At 54.5% G+C, this 728-nt stretch carries 1 protein-coding gene; it reads right to left on the reverse strand.

Features of this window, described 5'->3' with window-relative positions:
* Positions 1–311: Chromate resistance protein ChrB (locus WH91_RS26105; RefSeq protein WP_428040644.1), on the reverse strand; the 311-nt coding region annotated here is incomplete at its 3' end.
* Between the last annotated feature and the right edge of the window lie 417 nt (positions 312–728).

Raw genomic sequence — 728 nt, forward strand, 5'->3', positions numbered from 1 at the left:
TCATGCGCCGGCTCTAGACTTTGCGCCGCGAACATAAACGCAGCACCTCCCTGTCCCCGTACCGTAGTTGCGATCTCACCCAAAAGGTTCTGATGTGCGGGGGTATTTGGCAGCACCCATGTGCCATTGGTCATTCCAGCTGCACCCGCTTGCTTGAGGCGTCGCCACGCCGCTACCCGGGCACTTGAAGGCGCAGCGGGCAGTTGAACGGAAAGGACAAGCCATGGATGCAACATGTGTTGCCTTTTAGCGAGCTTCGCCCCAATGTGCAACATGTGTTGCGTGGTGCATAAATCAAGATATATGCACATATTTTCTGCCCAGCAATCTCAACTGCTTGCACGGTGCAAATATCAGGTCGATTTCGGTCTGAAAAAACAGCCTACTGCTTGGGCGGGTCATTTCTAGTTGCCTCGCTCACCGCCAAAAGATGGGGTATCGCGCCGCAGCTGCCGCGATACCCCATCTTTTGGAAATACGTCAGTTGTGCCGGAGTGGGATTTGGTGAAAGCAACGGCCGCTCTCGGGTGGTTTCCAGGCTGGCAGATTCTGATGTTCGAGACGGGGTACGGTTACTACCTCAGCGACCGTGCCATCTCTAGTATTTCGTCTCGATTCGCTTTTGGATCTTCTGTGTTCCCGGCGATGGATAGCCTTACCCTCAAATCGACCCCCTCCACCTTCCGGAAAGAGACTTTCCCGTTGCGTAAATGTTGCCGTCGGTGTAC

Source organism: Devosia psychrophila, from assembly GCF_000971275.1.
GTDB classification, from domain to species: Bacteria; Pseudomonadota; Alphaproteobacteria; order Rhizobiales; family Devosiaceae; genus Devosia; species Devosia psychrophila.